This window comes from Orenia marismortui DSM 5156 (genome assembly GCF_000379025.1).
Classification (GTDB): domain Bacteria; phylum Bacillota; class Halanaerobiia; order Halobacteroidales; family Halobacteroidaceae; genus Orenia; species Orenia marismortui.
This window is the reverse complement of sequence record NZ_KB900623.1, coordinates 448,827-464,683: the sequence shown is the minus strand read 5'-3', so window position 1 is coordinate 464,683 and position 15,857 is coordinate 448,827. Positions and strand designations below refer to the sequence as shown.

Genomic DNA, 15,857 nt, shown 5'->3' with positions numbered 1-15,857 from the left:
TCGAGAAATTATAAAAGCAATCTACCACTTTATCAAATTTCGACAATACTTGTCCAATAAAATTTTATTATTGAATACACATCTAGTCAAAAATTATTTACATTAATTATTATAATTACGATTAAAACTATGTAATGAAATACTATACTTTAAGTTTTAATTTATAAGTATTGGGAGTGATATTATGATTAGAATAAATAATGGGTTGACACTAAAACAGTATAACTCAACTGAGGATAAAATGTCAAATTCAATTAAAGAGAATACAGGACAATATAAAAATAATTCTTTGACTATCGAGCAATTACTACATAATTTAAAGCTAAATAACAATCACAATAATCAACTTATTTTGATGGAACTACTCCAAAACAATATACCTTTAAAAAAACAGTTATTTGTTGATATTAATCAGTTTTTAAATGAGATAAAAGATTATTCTGAGCAGAATCTACAAAACAAGATTAAAATAGCCTTAGTATTAAAAAAACTAAACCTCCCCCTTAACTCAAAATTCTTTAATCTATTTAAAAACGCCCTAAAGTTAAAAGGTAAAATTTCAGATGAATTAAATAGACTTATTTCTCCTAAAGTAGTAAAACAGAATAATAATAATAATAATAGTAATAACAATAAAACAAAAGCTACTTCACTTAAAGATTTAAATATTAGTAATAATAAAAAGATACAAGAAATCATAAAACAATCATTAACATTAGAAATTAAATTAAATCAAGAAGAGATTGCTAAAATTAATAGTACTATTTCCAAAAATGATATTCCTTTTGAAAAAATAAAAAATATTCTACTACTAAAAAAATTGGAATTACCTGTAAATAATAAAGATTTAAATACATTCATCTTAACTTTAGACTTAACTGAAGAAGATAATCTGACCCCAACTTTAAAAAAATTATTAAAAACACTTAATATTGAATCAAATTCAAAAATCTCTACTTTAATATTGCCTAAGTTGAAAAAAATAATTGCTAATAACCCTAAAAGTTTTATTGAAATAAAGGAATCTTTATCCAAGATGGAATTTAAAAACTTAGAACAGAAACTAAAACTACCAACTATAGAAAAGAATAAAATCCTTAAGGATATAATCAAAAAAGAGCTAGCTAACAATATAATTATGCCCAATAATATAACAGAAGAGCAGGTTCAAAAATCTTTAAATATTTTAAACTCCAGTGATTCAAAGCAAGATACCTTATTAAAAGCACTTTTTTATCTTAAAGAAAACAATTTATCAGAAGAAGTAACTATTGAATATAGAAAAATATTAAAAGAATTAATTGCTAATAAACTTATAAATTATAATAACAACCCTATTTCTCTTTTTTTGCCTCTACTTGTTGGAGATAATATAAAGTTGGCCACAATAAAATTAAATCAAGATCAAGAGAAAAATAAACAGAATAAAAAAGAAAAAGATCTAAACTTCTCCTTTGCTATTGATACCAATAAATTGGGATATATAGAAATTAAAATTAAGATTAAAAATAACAAGATCAGTGGATTATTTAATACTACTCATTCTAAGACTTTTAGATTAATAAATCAATATTTAGATAAATTCAAGACAAGATTTCAAGATACAGAATATCAAATAGATTATTTAAATTGTAAATTAATCGAAGAAAAAGCAACAGAGCAAAAAGATGAGAAGATCAAACTAAAAAATGTAGACTTTAAAGCTTAAGAGGTGATTAATTTTGGAAAATGAAAAAACAAGAAAAGCAGAAGCTGTAGCCATAAGATATAATTCGGAAATCGACTATGCTCCTACTGTTATAGCAAAAGGAAAAGGTGATTTAGCTAAAAAAATAATTGAAAAAGCTAAAGAATGTGATATCCCTCTTAAAGAAGATAATGATCTGGTAAAAGTATTATTACAACTTGAATTGGGAGAAGAAATCCCTGAAGATTTATATAAAGTTGTAGCTGAAATACTTGCTTTTATCTATGAGCTAGAAGACTTGTCTTAAGACTTATCTTCTTTTAACTCTTCATAATAATTACAATATTCTTTAACTGGACATTTTGAACATTGTGGATTTCTAGCTTTACAGATATTACGGCCATGGAATATCAACCAATGATGGGCAGGAGTCCATAATTTTTTCGGAATAACCTCCATTAAGTCTTCTTCAGTTCCTCTAACATTATCACTATCTGCTAAGCCAATACGATTAGAAACTCTAAAAACGTGGGTATCAACTGCAATAGCATCTTCACCAAAGACAGAACTAGCTACTACATTAGCCGTCTTTCTTCCTACCCCTGATAGCTTCATCAACTCTTTTCTCTCCGATGGAACTTGACCTTTATAATCATCTAATAACATCTGACATGCTTTAACTATATACTTACTTTTATTTCTATATAGACCTATACTTTTAATATGTTCCTCCAACTCCTCTGCTTCTAACTTAGCATAATCAGCTGGAGATTTAAACTTCTTAAAAAGGTCTTTAGTAACCTTATTTACTTGTTTATCAGTTGTCTGAGCAGAAAGAATTACTGCTATTAATAGTTCAAATGGATTGTTATAATTTAATACTGTCTGTGGCTCTGGATAAGTGTCTCTTAATATCTCTAATATTTCTTGTGCTTCTTTTGTACTCTTTAACTCTTTCATTTATCTTCCTCCTCTTTCTACATATTTAATTTAACCATTATATAAAAAATTCCTTCATAAAGTTTCTTAAATAAAAAAAGATAAATGCTATTATTAGTATACCTCAACAAATATAAGTTAACTTATTTACTCTTTATTCATCATCTGTCACCTATCACCTCCTAAATACATATGATAATTATGAAAACAAAGGAGGGATTAAGATGGGAAGATATCAAAGAGATAGAGATCGACGTAGAGATCCAAGAGAACCTGGCTGTCCTCGAGAACCAGACTTTCCTGATTTTCCTGGTCCACCTCAAGGACCTCCAGAAGAACCGATAGGTCAACATGTCCATGATTATAGAGGCAATACATCCTATTACGGAGAAACATCCTTTGATAATGGTCATCGCCATAGTTATCAAGGTGAAACAGGACCACCTATTTATAATGGAGATACCCATTATCATAATTATCAAGGAACTACCTCTAGAACCGCTGGTCATCAACATAACTATCGTGGTAGAACAGGACCAGCAATTAGAACCAGCCGTGGTCATACCCATGAAATGCAAGGAGAAACTAGATTAAACGATGGTCACCGCCATACTTATAAGACTAGAACCTCTAGACCAATTCCAGAAACATATTAAATCAAAAAAAGGTTATCGATTTCGATAACCTTTTTTTGATTTAAATTAGAATTGATTGATTAAGTTTGCCATCTCTAGTGCCCCAACAGCAGCTTCCCATCCTTTATTACCTGCTTTAGTGCCTGCTCGTTCGATAGCTTGTTCTATTGTATCTGTAGTAATAATTCCAAACATAACTGGTAATTCACTATCTAAGCTTACTTTAGCTATCCCTTTAGAAGCTTCTGCACATACATAATCAAAGTGTGGTGTAGCACCTCTAATAACTGCTCCTAAACAAATTACTGCATCATAATTTTGCGTATTAGCCATCTTCTTAGCCAATAATGGAACTTCATAGGCACCAGGTACCCAAGCGACTTCTATATCATCTTCTTTAACCCCATGCCTCTTTAAAGCATCTAAAGCACCACTTAATAGCTTTGTAGAGATAAATTCATTAAATCTTCCTACCACAATAGCAAACTTTAATCCTTCTCCTGTTAAATTGCCTTCATAAACTTTCTTAAAATAATTCATTTCATTTGCCCCCTATAGTTTTATTAATTTAGAATTAAGTTCAAAGCATTAATTAAAAATAAATATTTTCTAGTAATATTAAATGGCTATTTTTATATCATAACAGTTTATTATAATACAACCTACAAATATTGCGATAATTATTAATTTTGTTTTTAATTCTCCTAATTATACATTATTCATTATCAAAATTATTCTCTAACATATGCCCTAGTTTCTCTCTCTTAGTTGATAAATATCTCTTATTAACACAATTAGCTTCCATTTGATGAGGTACTCTTTCCGATATTTTCAAACCATAACCTTCTAGACCAACAATTTTACGAGGATTATTAGTCATTAATCTAATACTTGTTAGACCTAAATCAGATAATATTTGAGCACCAATCCCATAATCCCTCATATCATCATCGAATCCTAATTCACGATTAGCCTCCACAGTATCTCTTCCCTCATCTTGTAAATGATAAGCTCTTAATTTATTAGCTAATCCAATTCCTCTTCCTTCTTGCCTCATATATAATACTATACCTTCACCCTCTTCTTCTATCCGCTTTAAAGCAGCAGCTAACTGATCACGACAATCACATCGTAAAGAACCTAACGCATCCCCAGTTAAACATTCAGAATGTACTCTTACCAGAACATCCTCTTTACCTTTAATATCACCCTTTATAATAGCTAAGTGGCACTTATCGTCAATTTCAGTCTCATAACCAATAACATTAAAATTCCCAAACTTACTTGGTAAATCTACCTCTGGTAATCTCTTTACTAGTGTATCCTTATTCATTCTATATTTAATTAAATCTTCTATAGTAATTATCTTTAGATTATGTTTCTGAGCAAATTCAATTAACTCAGGCACTCTTGCCATAGTACCATCATCAGACATAATCTCACAGATTACTCCTGCTGGATATAATCCAGCTAATCTAGCTAAATCTATAGCTGCTTCAGTATGACCAGCCCTTCTTAAGACTCCACCTTCCTTGGCCATTAGTGGAAAGATATGTCCAGGACGCGCTAAATCAGATGGCTCAGTCTTTGGATCTACTAGCGCTTGAATAGTTTTACTTCTCTCAAAGGCTGAAATTCCTGTACTAGTATCTTTATGATCAATTGAGACTGTAAAGGCAGTTTCATGGCTATCAGTATTCTCTTCTACCATTTGATTTAAGCTCAATTCTTCTAGCCGCTGTTTAGTTGTAGGTAAACAGATTAATCCACGACCATAAGTCGCCATAAAATTTATACTTTCTGGCGTAGCGTGCTCAGCAGCCATTAGTAAATCACCTTCATTTTCTCGATCTTCATCATCTACTACAACTATCATCTTAGCAGCTTTAATATCTTCAATTGCTTCTTCTATAGTATTAAATTTCATATCCATCCCCTCTTTCTATCTTAATAGTTAAGCTAACAAAAACCCCTGATCTTTTAACATCTCTAAATCTATATTTGATTTATTATCTTTATTATTATCTTCCTGATGATTTATCATCTTTTCAATATACTTAGCTATCATATCTACTTCTAAATTAACCTTAGCACCTATATCCTTCTGACCTAGTAATGTTACCTGACTTGTATGTGGTATCAAAGAAATATTAAAACTATCTGAAAAAACTTGAGCTACTGTCAAGCTAACACCATCAATCGCAATAGAACCTTTATGTATGATATATTTCAATAATTCTTTTGTAGTTTCAACAGTAACAATACTTGCATTATCTTCACGTTTCTTAGCCTTAATTATTCCTGTTCCATCAATATGCCCAGAGACTAAATGCCCACCTAATCTGTCACTAAGCCTTAAAGCTCTTTCTAGATTAACCCATGATCCTACTTGTAAATCTCCCAAACTAGAGTTTCTCATAGTTTCTGGCATCACATCTACACTAAACTCCTGATCATTAAATGAAGTTACTGTTAAACAGACTCCATTAGTTGCAATACTATCACCCAATTTGACATCCTTTAGCACTTCTTTAGCCTCAATTGTTAGTACAATAGACTTGCTTCCTCTCTTTATTCTTTTTACTTTACCTAATTCTTCTACAATTCCTGTAAACAAAACTATACCTCCTCTATGCTTAATACAATAGCCTATGTATCCAGGTGTTAGGTGTTAACACATCCTAAAAACCTATAACCTAACGCCTAACAACTGCTACTAGCTTCTAGCCACCAGCTAAAAACTCTACAAAGCTAACTTTAGAACTTAGTAAATATTATAATTTTTCAGAATTATTTAGCCAAATATTGCGGGTAAGCAACTATAAGAATATCATCTCCTAATTGTGTAATCTTCTTATCTACTAGTTTAATTCCCTCTTCTATTCTTTCTACTCCCTTTCCTCCTAACACAGGAATAGCATCTAAACCTCCAATAATCTTGGGAGCAATAAAATAATAAATTTTATCCACTAATCTTTCTTCTAGAAATGATGAGTTTACTCTACTTCCACCTTCAACTAATAAGCTAGTTATTTCCCGTTCACCTAATTTCTTTAATAATATATCCAAATCTACTAATCCTCTTTCACCAGCTTCAATTATTTCTACTCCTAAATTTTCTAATCTCATCTTCTTTTCTTTATTGGAAGTCTTAACAGTAGCTATAATCGTCTGTGCAGAAGAGTCTTGATTAATAACCTTAGCATCTAGAGGTATTTCTAAGCTACTATCTAAAATAATCCTAATTGGATCTTCTCCACCTTCTCCTAGTCTAGTAGTTAGTCTTGGATTATCAGCCAACACAGTCCCAACCCCAACTAAGATTCCATCAACTTTGTCCCTTATTCTATGAACTAAAGCACGGGACTCTTTTCCAGTAATCCATTTAGAATCACCGGTTTTAGTAGCGATTCTGCCATCTAAAGTCATAGCATTCTTTAAAATTACAAAAGGCCTGTTAGTTGTAATATATTTAAGAAATACCTCATTTAATTTCTTGGCTTCTTCTTTTAATAAACCTACCTCAGTCTCAATTCCTGCCTCATTAAGTAGCTTAATGCCATTTCCCGCTACCTTAGGATTAGGATCTTCCATAGCTATGACCACTTTCTTAACCTCTGCTTTAATTAATGTATTAGCACAGGGAGGAGTCTTCCCATAATGAGAACAAGGCTCTAAAGTTAAATAAACGATAGCCCCTTTGGCATCTTTTCCTGCTTCCCTTAAAGCATTAATCTCTGCATGAGGTCCCCCAGCATAATGATGATATCCTTGACCAACTATCTTCCCCCCTTTTACTATCACTGCTCCTACGAGAGGATTAGGAGTTGTCCTACCCTCTGCTTGTCGAGCCAGATCTAGTGCTAGCTGCATATAATCTTTATCGGTCATATTTTATTCTCCTTTTATTTTAAATCTTTAGATAATATTAGATTAACCTATTAATTTGTTATTCATAATAAAAAGGTTCTCAGAGAATATTCTCCGAGAACCTTAAGAAGCAAAGTTATATAAATAAGTATTAAAATCTCTTCTTCCATCCAGACTTTAACTGTCGGCTCTGGAATCTCACCAGATCTGCTTACGCTCGCGGGCTATTACCGCCGGTTAGGAATTGCACCTGACCCCGAAGAATTTATATTTTATTTTACCTTATGAAAATAATTATACTATATTATTAATTATAAAGCAAATCATATCTTGGAATAAAAATAATCTTAGTATCTACTAAATTATTGATTATTATAAAGTACTTATTTATTTGAAACTTTAAAACCCAATTTCCTTTAGATTAAAACTAATTATGAAATAGGCTATTTAGATTCAAGATCATAATAGCTTGTGTTTAGAATTAAATTAAAGGCATAATACTATTATCCCAATCATATTCTTGATTGGATAATTCTTCTTTGATTATTTTAGACAAAATCTTAATCCCCATTTCTATCTCCTTAGTAGTAACTGCAGCAATACTTAGCCTAAGTTTATTTTCTTCTCTCTGACTATTATAAAAGACCTGCCCTGGCGCAATATTTATCCCCTCTTTTAAGCCCTTATCATGTATCTTCTTCCCAGAAATCCCTTCTGGTAAATCCAACCAAACATTAAGACCTCCAAGAGGTGGATTAAAGTTAATTTCTACTGGTAAATTACTTTTTAAAGATTTAATCATAACTTCATATCTTTTTTGATAGGTCTTTTCCACTTTAGAAATTTGTTTTTCCCAAACTTCTTCTCTAAAATACAGGTCTAGTACCCGCTGTACTAATCCATCAGTAAAAATATCTGACATATATTTCGATAATAAAATATCATTAAAATATCTCTGAGGAATGATTAAAAACGCCAACCTTAAACCTGGCATAAATATTTTAGAAAAACTCTTAATATAAATTACCCTTCCTTCAGTATCTTGAGATTTTAACGACAATTTTTTATTTACTCCATAGTTCAAATCACTTAAACAATCATCCTCTATAATTAATAGATCATGCTCTCTAGCCAATTCTAGTATCTTATTCTTCTTCTCCTGGGAATAGCTATATCCTGTTGGGTTTTGGAAATTTGGCATTAAATAAAGAAACTTTGCTTTATTAACCTTTAATTTAGTCTCTAATTCTTCTATATTTATACCATCTGATTCAATTGTTATATCTACTATATTGGCCCTTCTGGATTTAAAAACAGATATAGCTCCTGGATAAGTAGGTCGTTCAACAAAAACAGTATCTCCATAGTCTAGAAAAGTCTTTGCTAAAATATCAATGCCTTGTTGGGCTCCAGAAACAATCTGTATTTCATCTAGCTTAGCATCTATATCATAGCTTTTAATATATTTACTAATCGAGTCTCTTAAAGGCATATATCCCTGACTCTTCTGATAACCAAAGGCATAACCTCCATCTCGATCTAAAACTTTATTGAGCAACCTCTTAAAAGGGGCTATAGGAAATAAATCTGGTGTAGGCGCAGCAGTAGCAAAGTTAATTAATTTATCTTCTTTAAGCATTCCTTTCTTATCTACAAATTTAGTATCTTCATCAATATAGATATCATCATCTAAGTATATTTCTTCTTCATCTTGAACTATCTCTTTTGGAGCGACAAAGGTTCCACTTCCCACTTTTTTATAAAGCAATTTCTCTTCTTCTAAAAGATTGTAAGCATTAACAACAGTTACATTATTAACTCCTAACTCTTTAGAAAATTTTCGAATTGAAGGTAATTTACTATGCTCCTTTAACTCCCCAATTTCAATTAACTCTCTTAATTGACTATATAGCTGGATATATAAATGTCTATTAGAATTTTTATCTAATTGTATCGATTCAATCATAACAATTCTCCTCCTAAAAAAACTTTGTACCCCTCTTGACAATACAATTTATATTTTTATATAATAATAAATGGGTACAATGTTAGTTTTTTAATTATTGAACCCATACACTTATTATATATGTAATTATTACAAGAGTAAAGAGTAAAAAAGAAGAGAACTATTAATTTCTAGTCTCTTCTCTTAAACAACTACATAACAAGGAGAGGATTATTATGACAGAAAGATATGAGTTAAACAAGAACCTAGCACAGATGTTAAAAGGTGGAGTAATTATGGATGTAACCACTCCAGAAGAAGCAAAAATTGCTGAGGAAGCTGGGGCAGTTGCTGTTATGGCTTTAGAAAGAGTTCCTGCTGATATTCGTAAGGAAGGTGGAGTTGCTAGAGCATCTGATCCAGCAATGATTAAAGAGATTATCGAAGCTGTATCTATTCCAGTAATGGCTAAGGCAAGAATTGGCCATTTTGTAGAAGCACAAGTTTTAGAAGCTTTAGGTGTAGACTACATAGATGAAAGCGAAGTATTAACACCTGCTGATGAAGATAATCATATAGATAAGACATTATTTAGTGTTCCTTTTGTCTGTGGGGCTACTAACTTAGGTGAGGCATTACGTCGTATTGGTGAAGGAGCTAGTATGATTAGAACTAAAGGTGAGGCTGGAACAGGAAATGTTGTAGAGGCTGTTAGACATATGAGAACTTTAAACTCTCAAATTAGACGATTAACTACTATGGATAGTCATGAGCTGATGGCTGCTGCTAAAGAACTAAGAGCTCCTTTTGATTTAGTTAAATATGTAGCTGAAAATGGAAAATTACCTGTAGTTAACTTTGCTGCTGGTGGTGTTGCTACTCCTGCTGATGCCGCATTAATGATGCAACTTGGGTGTGATGGAGTATTTGTAGGATCTGGAATCTTTAAATCAGGAGATCCCGCTAAAAGAGCTAGAGCAATTGTTAAAGCTACTGCTCACTATGATGACCCTAATATTATTGCTGAAGTATCAGAGAATATCGGTGAAGCAATGGTAGGAATTAATATCAGTACATTAGATGATAATGAAAAATTAGCCCATCGAGGATGGTAGGAATTATAAGTGCCCTTAGCACTTATAATCCACGAAAAGTCTGAAAGACTCGGAGGAAAGCAGTTGACAAAGTACAGTTTATTGTACAGTTTACAGTTAAAAACTTAAAAATATTTTAATTTATTCTTTAACTGTTAACCGTACACTAGAGAAAAAAGGTGGTATCAATATGCTTAAGATTGGTGTTTTATCATTGCAAGGAGGAGTAGAAGAACATCTTAAACTATTAAGTAAGATTAAGAATATTTCCCCTTTTAGTGTTAAGAAAAAAAAGGATTTTATTGACTTAGACGGTCTAATTTTACCTGGTGGTGAAAGTACTACTCTTGGGAAATTGCTTGATATTTTTGATTTAAAAGATAGCATTATAGATTTAGCTTATAAGGGAGTACCAATTTGGGGAACCTGTGCTGGGATGATATTGTTAGCCAAAAAGATTGATGGTGAAAAAAGCCATCTCAATCTAATGGATATTAACGTTAAACGAAATGGATATGGTAATCAGCTTGATAGTTTCAAAACCACTGCAATTATTCCTAAAATATCTAAGTTTGAAGTGCCTTTAACCTTTATTCGAGCTCCTTATGCTACTGAAGTTGCTTCCAATGCAGAGGTATTACTTGAATTAGATAATAAAATCGTTGCTATAGAACAAGATAATTTATTGGCTACTTCCTTCCATCCAGAATTAGATGAGGACTTAAAAATACACGAATACTTTGTGAAGAAGGTTAAAGCTTTTAAAGGTTCAAAGTTAAAAGCAGCTAAATAAAAATAGGGCTCCTTAAGGAGCCCTATTTTTATTTAATTACTCTCTATAACCTTTATATCAATATCTTTCTCTTTGAAAATTGGTAGTATCTCTTCTTTTCTTCCTACTATTACAGTTATAAATTTATTTGGATAGCTATATTTAGAAAATACTTTCTGCACCTCTTTCTGACTAAGACTATTATATTCTTCTATAAAATCATTTATATAATCTACTTCTCGATTCATAATTTCAACATTATACATAAGTTGATTTATCACCTTTATTTTGGAACTATAGGCTTTAGGGTAAAAAGCATTATAGAGATTTACAATTTCAAATAGCTCTCCTTTCTTTATCTTTCTCTTCCCTTCCTTAATAGCTAGCATCTCTTTTTTTATCTCTTGCATTGTTTGATAAACTTTATCTGCCTTTACTTCTGTAGTTATATAGTAATCTCCCCCCAATTGACTATAACTATCATGGGCATATATACCATAAACATAACCTTTATCAACACGAAGGTTTTTCATCAACCTACTTGAAAAATCTCCCCCTCCATAAACACGATTAGCAATAGTAAAAGGAACTTTATCTTTAAAATCATTGTTAAAGAAGTTATAACCCATCTTTATTTTAGCTTGTGTAGCATCAGACTTATTTACTAATATAACCTCTCCATAATTATCACTATTACTTTTGACTTGTACTTCTTTAATCTTTATATCTTTCTTCTGCCAAGAATTAAAATACAGCTTTAATATTTCTTCCATCTTATCAACATCTATATCACCAACAATACCCAAAATTGTGTTGTTAGGAGCAATATTAGAATTATAAAATTTCTCTAAAGATTTTGGGCTAATATTGTTTAGAGCCTTTAACCTTAAATCAACATTATATGTAAAAGAATAGGGATGATTATTATAAATTTCTTTATAATAATACATATCAAGTAATGCATCTTCTTGCATCTTAGCTTGAGTTAAAGCCCGATAAGTCTCTTGCTTAATCCTCTTAAAATAACTTCTATCAAACTTAGGAGTTTTTAATACCTCTGCTAATAAGAAAATAAGCTCCTCTTTATCCACACTTAAACTATTGGCACTCACACTAAGATAATCATTGTTAGTTCCAAAATTAAAGTCAATTCCATTAACCTCTTTAAAATTAGAAAATTCCTGTTCATTAAAATTCTTAGTACCTGTATTCATCATTTCTAACATAAATTCTGATATACCAGCAAACTCTCTATTTTCTTGGCTTCTTCCACCTTTTATGTAAGCATTTATCTCAATTATCGGTAATTTGTGATCTTCTATCAGATACACAACCATTCCATTCTCTAATTCTACCCGCTTATAGTTGGGGATTTTTATCTTAGGAACCTTATTTTTGTTCTGAGCTAAACTTTTAAAAAGTTCTTGATCAAAATCCACTTTAGCATAAGATGTTTGTAAAAATATAAACTGAAAAATAACTAATAACAAAATACTACTCAATATTATTTTCTTCACTTACTATCACTCCCCTACTCCCTTATTTTTCTTATTTTTTTGAGGTAAGATATATCCTATTGTTCTATTACTCTTTATAAAATATTTCTTGGCAACCTTCTGAATATCTTCAACAGTTAAGTTCTTTAATCTTTTTATATTCTGTTGATATAGTTTAGGATTATCATAACGTATCAAACTAGTAGCTACTAATTCAGCAGCAGATGAGATATCTTTCTGCCTAAAAATAATATCTTTTAACGAATCTTTCTTGACTATTTCTAATTCTTTATAGCTAACACCATTATCAATTATTTTTTCTAACTCTTTATCAAATTCTTCTTGTACCTGATCTATAAAATTTTCTGATAAGGGAACAGTATATAACAAAGCATATCCAGGTATGCGTAAATCTATAGTAAATCCACCAGATTCTAAAATCATTCTTTTATTTTTTTGTAGCTCAGTTTTAACTCTAGAAGAAGAATTATTAATTAAAATATCAAGTAATGCTTTTATAGCTGGCATATCTGGATGGTCTCCACTAGGAATTTTATACATCATTGCTATAATAGGTACTTTGGTTCTTTTTTCTAATTTGATTACTCTTTCTTGATTTTGCTTAACTTCTATATTCTTTAATCTTTTAATTTCTTGTGCTTTATAGTCTCCATAGTATTTTTTAGCAAGTTGATGAACTTTTTTAGGATCAACATCGCCAGTTACTACCATTATTGCATTATTAGGAGCATAGTATTTAGTATAATGTTCTCTCATATCATCTACTGTTATATTGTTAAGATCATTCATCCATCCTATTACCTGATGATGTAGAGAAGAGTTTGGAAATGCTTTGGCTTGAATCTCTTCCATGGCAGAGCTAAAAATATTATTTTCAACTCTCATTCGTCGTTCTTGTTTTACTACCTCTTTCTCTCGGCTAAACTCTTCTTTATCTATTTTTAAATTTTCCATTCTATCTGACTCAATTGCCATAGCTAATTCTAACTTTGTTGAAGGAATTTCTTCGTAATACATGGTGTAATCATAATATGTAGAAGCATTATTAACTCCACCTACAGACTTAACTAATTTATGTACTTGATCTTTCCCTAAGGCCTCTGTTCCCAAAAACATAGTATGCTCTAAAAGATGGGAAATACCTGTAATTCCTTCGGGCTCATCGATAGAACCAACTTTATACCAAATTGAAAATTTAGCTAATGGGGCTTTATGGTCTTCAAAAACATAAACCTTTAAACCATTATCCAATTTAAAATGTGAATAATCTAATTTTGGTATGAAAAATTCTTCACTTAAATCTGTCTTTTGGGCTAAAGCTACACCAATAAACAGATTAAATAATAATAAAGAAATTAATAGTATTCTTAATGTCTTTCTCATAAAATCACTTCCTTTATAAAATTAATTATATATTTTTATCTAAGGGCTAACCCTACAAGTCCTTCGGACTTTTCGTGATCGATAAGTAGCTTAAATACATTGCTACTTATCTGCTTTTTAATTTCTTCCCTACAAGTCCTTCGGACTTTTCGTGATCGATAAGTAGCTTAAATACATTGCTACTTATCTGCCTTTTAATTTCTTCCCTACAAGTCCTTCGGACTTTTCGTGATCGATAAGTAGCTTAAATACATTGCTACTTATCTGCCTTTTAATTTCTTCCCTACAAGTCCTTCGGACTTTTCGTGATCGATAAGTAGCTTAAATACATTGCTACTTATCTGCTCTCATAAAGCCTCGGTTCTCTAACAACTCTCCATCCATATTCTGTTTTCATTAGATCAATTGCTAAAGAGATTATTTCAACACCACTTAAATAATTAATCGCAACTCTAGCAGTACCATCCACTTGATTTCTTAACTTCATATCATAGCTTAAGTTAGAATCTGTTTTTAATAATTTAACCTTATCTATTACTTTATTAATTTGATAATTAGTACTGAATCTTTCTAAACTAATAGCTTCTTGTATACTCTCTGTATAGGTAGAATAAATCAAACTATTATTAGATGATAATATTCCTTGGGCTAACCTACTAGCAGTAGCTACTGGTGAATAGTATAGTTTTTCAGCATTTTCAACTTCAGTTACCAAAGCTGTTAAGTACTCAATCCGATTATCTAAATTAGGGTGATCAGAAAATAACTCAGCCAACTCTGAATCACTACTACCACCAGATTTTCTTTTCAATAATTTCATAACCCCTATTGTACCATGTGGGTCATATCCAGCCTTCTTAGTTAAGAATACTGAATAATAATCGGCTTCTTTTTCTTGACCTCTGTCAAAACCCTTCTTTAATAAGATCATACTAATATTAGCAATTAGATTACTGCTATCTCGATTCTCACTATCTTTAGTTATTAAGTCTACTAATGCTCCACCTAACTGAATCCCCTGAATAATATTGATACTATCCTGAATATCATCATTAACTCCATGCCCAATCTCATGGGCTATAATAGCTGCTAATTGATTATCATTTTCCACTTGATCTAATAACCCTTTAAATACCATCATATGCCCATCACCCATATAGGCAGCATTTAAGACAGGGGCATCAATGACATATAATTTAAAGTTCAAATCTATAGCATCAGGGTGAGCCTTAACTGTTAATCTATCAAAAATATTATTAATCCTTTTTTCTTCCTTAGTGCTTAATTCAGCTAAGCCAAACTTTTCTTTATATTTTTCTACATTCTGTTTTGCTATTTCTTTCTCTATGTCTGAAACTGCATATACAGAAAAATTAATTAATAATAAGAACAAACATAGTATAGGTAGAATAAATAAACTCTTTCTTAACCTTTTCATAGCTTTACTCCTTTCTTATTCTGCCAGATTAACTTTCACAGAATTAGTATCATTAGCTTTTATTTGGACAGTAATAATCTTCTCTACACCATTGGAATATATTTTCATAGAATAAAAACCACTAGGCAACTCATCAAAAGCTACAACACCGTGCAAAGTATAGGCAAAGTTAATTCGATGCTTTAAATCCTTAGTATAAAGACCTACATAAACATCATTAGCTAAATTTTGCTCAGAATCATATATAGTAACCTTCAAATTACCTATTCCTTCACAAGCAGTTACTAATAATAGAATAATTAAAAGTAAAGTAAAAAATACAAATTTTCTATTCATCTTACCCATCTCCTTAACTGTATTAATCAGAATAAAATTTAATAAGTATAGTTCGATACTTTTAGGTGATAGAGGTTAGTAAGGTCTTCCTATCTCCCACTTCCTAACGCCTAACTCCGAAACTATCTATAACGATAAATTTAATTCTAAGCTTTGACATCTATATACATATATTAATCCATACTATATATCTTCAATTTTAAAACAGATTTTCCTGCTTGGATAAAAAAGGGAATCGACT

Annotated in this window: 15 protein-coding genes and 1 riboswitch; of the genes, 5 read left to right on the top strand and 10 right to left on the bottom strand. The window is 30.9% G+C overall.

Annotation, left to right across the window (positions count from 1 at the left end; translation table 11 throughout):
* Positions 1–184: 184 nt before the first annotated feature.
* On the top strand, positions 185–1,708 hold the full coding sequence (locus OREMA_RS0115910; protein WP_018250241.1) for a flagellar hook-length control protein FliK: 1,524 nt from the start codon (positions 185–187) through the stop codon (positions 1,706–1,708).
* 13 nt (positions 1,709–1,721) lie between these two features.
* On the top strand, positions 1,722–1,994 hold the full coding sequence (locus OREMA_RS0115905; protein WP_018250240.1) for an EscU/YscU/HrcU family type III secretion system export apparatus switch protein: 273 nt from the start codon (positions 1,722–1,724) through the stop codon (positions 1,992–1,994).
* Here OREMA_RS0115905 and nth read toward each other — a convergent pair.
* Complete coding sequence (nth, locus tag OREMA_RS0115900) at positions 1,991–2,647, bottom strand: endonuclease III (RefSeq protein ID WP_018250239.1); 657 nt, start codon at positions 2,645–2,647, stop codon at positions 1,991–1,993. The genes OREMA_RS0115905 and nth overlap by 4 nt on opposite strands.
* Positions 2,648–2,850: 203 nt before the next feature.
* On the opposite strand from nth, the gene OREMA_RS0115895 reads away from it, so the two are divergent.
* Positions 2,851–3,282 carry a YmaF family protein gene (locus OREMA_RS0115895; protein ID WP_018250238.1) on the top strand — a complete coding sequence of 144 codons (432 nt, stop codon included), beginning with the start codon at positions 2,851–2,853 and terminating at the stop codon, positions 3,280–3,282.
* Between the two features lie 45 nt (positions 3,283–3,327).
* Here OREMA_RS0115895 and ribH read toward each other — a convergent pair whose 3' ends face one another.
* From ribH to pdxR, 5 genes are all read right to left on the bottom strand, one after another.
* Positions 3,328–3,801, bottom strand: a complete 474-nt coding sequence (ribH, locus tag OREMA_RS0115890; RefSeq protein WP_018250237.1) for a 6,7-dimethyl-8-ribityllumazine synthase — start codon at positions 3,799–3,801, stop codon at positions 3,328–3,330.
* 175 nt (positions 3,802–3,976) lie between these two features.
* On the bottom strand, positions 3,977–5,188 hold the full coding sequence (locus OREMA_RS0115885; protein ID WP_018250236.1) for a bifunctional 3,4-dihydroxy-2-butanone-4-phosphate synthase/GTP cyclohydrolase II: 1,212 nt from the start codon (positions 5,186–5,188) through the stop codon (positions 3,977–3,979).
* 27 nt (positions 5,189–5,215) lie between these two features.
* On the bottom strand, positions 5,216–5,878 hold the full coding sequence (gene ribE / locus OREMA_RS0115880; protein ID WP_018250235.1) for a riboflavin synthase: 663 nt from the start codon (positions 5,876–5,878) through the stop codon (positions 5,216–5,218).
* A 173-nt stretch (positions 5,879–6,051) separates the two neighbouring features.
* Positions 6,052–7,152: a bifunctional diaminohydroxyphosphoribosylaminopyrimidine deaminase/5-amino-6-(5-phosphoribosylamino)uracil reductase RibD gene (gene ribD / locus OREMA_RS0115875; RefSeq protein ID WP_018250234.1), complete on the bottom strand. Its 1,101-nt coding sequence runs from the start codon at positions 7,150–7,152 to the stop codon at positions 6,052–6,054.
* Between the two features lie 133 nt (positions 7,153–7,285).
* Positions 7,286–7,399, bottom strand: a riboswitch (FMN riboswitch).
* A gap of 213 nt (positions 7,400–7,612) precedes the next feature.
* Positions 7,613–9,097, bottom strand: coding sequence for a MocR-like pyridoxine biosynthesis transcription factor PdxR (pdxR, locus tag OREMA_RS0115870; RefSeq protein WP_018250233.1), 1,485 nt, complete (start codon positions 9,095–9,097; stop codon positions 7,613–7,615).
* A gap of 215 nt (positions 9,098–9,312) precedes the next feature.
* Here pdxR and pdxS point away from each other — a divergent pair, with 215 nt between their 5' ends.
* Both pdxS and pdxT read left to right on the top strand, forming a co-directional pair.
* A complete protein-coding gene (pdxS, locus tag OREMA_RS0115865; protein WP_018250232.1) occupies positions 9,313–10,191 on the top strand; it encodes a pyridoxal 5'-phosphate synthase lyase subunit PdxS in 879 nt (292 codons plus the stop codon).
* A 169-nt stretch (positions 10,192–10,360) separates the two neighbouring features.
* Positions 10,361–10,963 carry a pyridoxal 5'-phosphate synthase glutaminase subunit PdxT gene (gene pdxT, locus OREMA_RS0115860; protein WP_018250231.1) on the top strand — a complete coding sequence of 201 codons (603 nt, stop codon included), beginning with the start codon at positions 10,361–10,363 and terminating at the stop codon, positions 10,961–10,963.
* 32 nt (positions 10,964–10,995) lie between these two features.
* On the opposite strand, the gene OREMA_RS0115855 is transcribed toward pdxT, so the two are convergent.
* The 4 genes from OREMA_RS0115855 to OREMA_RS0115840 form a co-directional block, all read right to left on the bottom strand.
* Positions 10,996–12,459: a M16 family metallopeptidase gene (locus OREMA_RS0115855; protein WP_018250230.1), complete on the bottom strand. Its 1,464-nt coding sequence runs from the start codon at positions 12,457–12,459 to the stop codon at positions 10,996–10,998.
* A gap of 6 nt (positions 12,460–12,465) precedes the next feature.
* On the bottom strand, positions 12,466–13,842 hold the full coding sequence (locus OREMA_RS0115850) for a M16 family metallopeptidase (RefSeq protein WP_018250229.1): 1,377 nt from the start codon (positions 13,840–13,842) through the stop codon (positions 12,466–12,468).
* 337 nt (positions 13,843–14,179) lie between these two features.
* Positions 14,180–15,280: a M48 family metallopeptidase gene (locus tag OREMA_RS0115845; RefSeq protein ID WP_018250228.1), complete on the bottom strand. Its 1,101-nt coding sequence runs from the start codon at positions 15,278–15,280 to the stop codon at positions 14,180–14,182.
* Between the two features lie 15 nt (positions 15,281–15,295).
* On the bottom strand, positions 15,296–15,616 hold the full coding sequence (locus OREMA_RS0115840) for a hypothetical protein (RefSeq protein ID WP_018250227.1): 321 nt from the start codon (positions 15,614–15,616) through the stop codon (positions 15,296–15,298).
* Between the last annotated feature and the right edge of the window lie 241 nt (positions 15,617–15,857).

Coding starts and splice junctions, on each gene's coding strand:
- nth (WP_018250239.1), bottom strand. CDS start 2,647: ATGAAAGAGTTAAAGAGTACAAAAGAAGCACAAGAAATATTAGAGATA.
- ribD (WP_018250234.1), bottom strand. CDS start 7,152: ATGACCGATAAAGATTATATGCAGCTAGCACTAGATCTGGCTCGACAA.
- OREMA_RS0115895 (WP_018250238.1), top strand. CDS start 2,851: ATGGGAAGATATCAAAGAGATAGAGATCGACGTAGAGATCCAAGAGAA.
- OREMA_RS0115840 (WP_018250227.1), bottom strand. CDS start 15,616: ATGAATAGAAAATTTGTATTTTTTACTTTACTTTTAATTATTCTATTA.
- OREMA_RS0115850 (WP_018250229.1), bottom strand. CDS start 13,842: ATGAGAAAGACATTAAGAATACTATTAATTTCTTTATTATTATTTAAT.
- OREMA_RS0115910 (WP_018250241.1), top strand. CDS start 185: ATGATTAGAATAAATAATGGGTTGACACTAAAACAGTATAACTCAACT.
- pdxR (WP_018250233.1), bottom strand. CDS start 9,097: ATGATTGAATCGATACAATTAGATAAAAATTCTAATAGACATTTATAT.
- OREMA_RS0115845 (WP_018250228.1), bottom strand. CDS start 15,280: ATGAAAAGGTTAAGAAAGAGTTTATTTATTCTACCTATACTATGTTTG.
- pdxS (WP_018250232.1), top strand. CDS start 9,313: ATGACAGAAAGATATGAGTTAAACAAGAACCTAGCACAGATGTTAAAA.
- OREMA_RS0115885 (WP_018250236.1), bottom strand. CDS start 5,188: ATGAAATTTAATACTATAGAAGAAGCAATTGAAGATATTAAAGCTGCT.
- pdxT (WP_018250231.1), top strand. CDS start 10,361: ATGCTTAAGATTGGTGTTTTATCATTGCAAGGAGGAGTAGAAGAACAT.
- ribH (WP_018250237.1), bottom strand. CDS start 3,801: ATGAATTATTTTAAGAAAGTTTATGAAGGCAATTTAACAGGAGAAGGA.